We start from the raw sequence: 2,370 nt of genomic DNA on the forward strand, positions 1-2,370 counted from the left end.
ACACTGGCCGCCGACACACTGCGCTCGGCGGCCAGCCACCGATCACCCGACTGTCACCAAAGTCATGACCGGGTACACCGCAGGGAGGCGTCGAGGGTGGTTCCGTCGTCTGAGAGCAGGCTGGTCACCTTGGCGAGCAGGGTGCAGCGTGGACAGCGGCGTCCCGGCAGGAGGTCAGCCGGTTGCCGGCAGGACGAGCAGTAATCGGGCCGCTCGTCGGGGAAGGAGCATGCCTTGCAGATCCGGCCGCCGCCGCGACGGATCCGCCCGCATACGGTGCAGAGCTTCTCCCGCCGCACGTAGCAGCGGTAGCAGATGCCGGGAGCCTCGCCTTTTGCCCGCACCCTGATGGGCGCCACCTGCTCGCAGATGCCGCACCGGCGCGCAGGGCTCGCGTAGCAGGTCCCGCAGACGGGCCCGTCGTCGGTCAGCACGTTCGCCCGCCGCCGGCGGCCACAGCGGCAGCACGCCTGGAGCCTCTTGGGGGCGCAGGTCTGGCACAGGTAGGTGCCGTAGGGCAGGTGCCGGGTGGCAATCATCATCCGGCGGCAGCTGCCGCACTCCTTGCGCGAGCCCGGCTTCTTCTCCTTGCACACTTGACAGATCCGTCCGTCCGGACGTCGTGCCGCTGCCTTCGCGAGCTTGCCGCACCGCGCGCATGCGACCGCCAGGCGGCGACTGGAGCAGCCGTGGCACAGCCGTCCTTCGGGTCCGGCGTACGTCGGCAACGGGTTCGTCCGTCCGCAGTCGTCGCAGGGCACAAGGCCCACGTTCTCGCCGTGGCCGCCGGCGATCAGCAGTGCGATCAGCCGTACCCCGCAGGGCGGGCAGTCCGGCGTCGGCGCACTCAGCGCGTTGGGTCTGGACGTGACAAGGCGATCTGTCCTGGGAAGCTGAGGACGCCGTGATCAAGGCTGGGCAGAAGGTCTTCGCCGACCTGCCCGCAGGGGTCGAGATCCGGAACGAGGCACGGGTTCACCTCTGGTATGAGGAAAAGTTCGCAGTGGCGTATCCGCCGTATGACTCCACCGAGGCGGCGATCGACAGCTTCGCTGCGACGACGTGCTGTCTGAGGGTTCGTGTGGAGGCTGACGGCCGGTGGCGTGTGCATGCGCCGCACGGGCTTTCGGACGTGTTCAACCTCGTCGTTCGTCCGAATCCGGTGCCGTGTCGGCGTACGACTTAAGCTCCTCGGTTGCGTACGGATGAATGTCCCCAGCTGTGTCCCTGGACCAGAGCACGGTTGATGATCTCGGTTGAGATCAATAGACCGAGCGGGGACACTCGCACGATGAGTCACAGCGCATCGCTCGGATCAGTCGAACGTGCTTGGGACGGGCCGTGGTACCGGGTGCGCACGGAGTCCTTCGAGGCATCTTTCCTGCCCAACCCGGACGACGACCTGGACTTGGTGTGCAATGTTGATCTCGAAGTCCGGCTTCTGGATGGATCCCGGTGGAGCGCGACTGTCTTCACCGTTGCTGAAGTCGCACGTCTGATGGAGAGCTGGGCAGGGAGCGACGAGGCCCTGGGCGGTCGCTACTTCTGGTGCTCGGACGGGCTGATCGTCGGTGAGCCTGGCGTCAGCAACATGGCTGATGTCATCGCCGGCCTGTTGGACTCCGGTGAGTTCACCCGGATCCTCCAGCGACTCGATGACGACTGACCAGACCCGGGCCGCGAAATGATCTTCTAGGCCACGCGGGTCTCGCGCTCGATGGCCTTGAACCGGTTCTTCAGCCGGTAGCTGGGCCCGTTGATGAAGATCACTTCGCAGTGAGGCAGGAGGGGCTGCCAGCGCCAGAACAGGTCGTAGACCCGGTCCCACGGCCCGTAGCGTTCTGGCACATCACGCCAGGGAGCACCGGTCCGGCTCCGCCACCGTATGCCGTCTATCAGCTGCCGCCGAGTCCATACCGGCGGACGGCCCGGCTTGATGCCCCGCGGCAGCAACGGCCCCCGCCGGGCTCACTGGCCATTCGTCAGATCACCACGCCCTACGGAACGTGATCATCCAGGACCAAGATCCACTTTCACAACAGACCCTAGGCCGGACCAGCAGGTCGAGGCGGCGATCGCCGAGGCGATTGCGTTGACTTCGGTCTCGGGACCACCCCACGGATGCGGGGAGGGGGGCAGGGCGTGCAGACCGGTGAGCAGGCGTACGTGACGGGACCATCCCTGCGGTGCGAGGAGCAGCCCCTGTCGCTCGCGCTGGCCGAGCCGTACGGGGAACCATCCCGGCGGGTGCGGGGAGTAGCGGCGCCACCTCGGCACCGTGCGACGCGCACTGGGGACCATCCCTGCCGGTGTGGGGAGCAGGCCCACCCGTGCGGTTGCCGGGGCGTTCAGCTGAGGTAGTTCACCCAC

Annotated in this window: 2 protein-coding genes and 3 pseudogenes; 2 read left to right on the forward strand and 3 right to left on the reverse strand. The window is 67.3% G+C overall.

Annotated elements, in window-relative coordinates:
• Positions 1-62: 62 nt before the first annotated feature.
• Positions 63-596: a hypothetical protein gene (locus IE249_RS35225; RefSeq protein ID WP_189711559.1), complete on the reverse strand. Its 534-nt coding sequence runs from the start codon at positions 594-596 to the stop codon at positions 63-65.
• Positions 597-877: 281 nt separating this feature from the next.
• On the opposite strand from IE249_RS35225, the pseudogene IE249_RS35230 reads away from it, so the two are divergent.
• Both IE249_RS35230 and IE249_RS35235 read left to right on the forward strand, forming a co-directional pair.
• Positions 878-1,165 (forward strand): annotated as a pseudogene (locus IE249_RS35230) (nucleotidyltransferase family protein); the annotation flags it as partial.
• A gap of 126 nt (positions 1,166-1,291) precedes the next feature.
• Complete coding sequence (locus tag IE249_RS35235; protein WP_189711561.1) at positions 1,292-1,666, forward strand: hypothetical protein; 375 nt, start codon at positions 1,292-1,294, stop codon at positions 1,664-1,666.
• Between the two features lie 26 nt (positions 1,667-1,692).
• On the opposite strand, the pseudogene IE249_RS39930 reads toward IE249_RS35235, so the two are convergent.
• Together IE249_RS39930 and IE249_RS39935 are read right to left on the reverse strand one after the other, a co-directional pair.
• A pseudogene (locus IE249_RS39930) lies at positions 1,693-1,788 on the reverse strand (AAA family ATPase); the annotation flags it as partial.
• A 15-nt stretch (positions 1,789-1,803) separates the two neighbouring features.
• Positions 1,804-1,953: pseudogene (locus IE249_RS39935) on the reverse strand (transposase); the annotation flags it as partial.
• Positions 1,954-2,370: the final 417 nt, after the last annotated feature.

This window comes from Streptomyces anandii JCM 4720, assembly GCF_014650655.1.
Classification (GTDB): Bacteria; Actinomycetota; Actinomycetes; order Streptomycetales; family Streptomycetaceae; genus Streptomyces; species Streptomyces anandii.

Excerpts from the sequence above, each read along its gene's own strand:
- IE249_RS35235 (WP_189711561.1), top strand. The coding sequence starts at position 1,292 with ATGAGTCACAGCGCATCGCTCGGATCAGTCGAACGTGCTTGGGACGGG.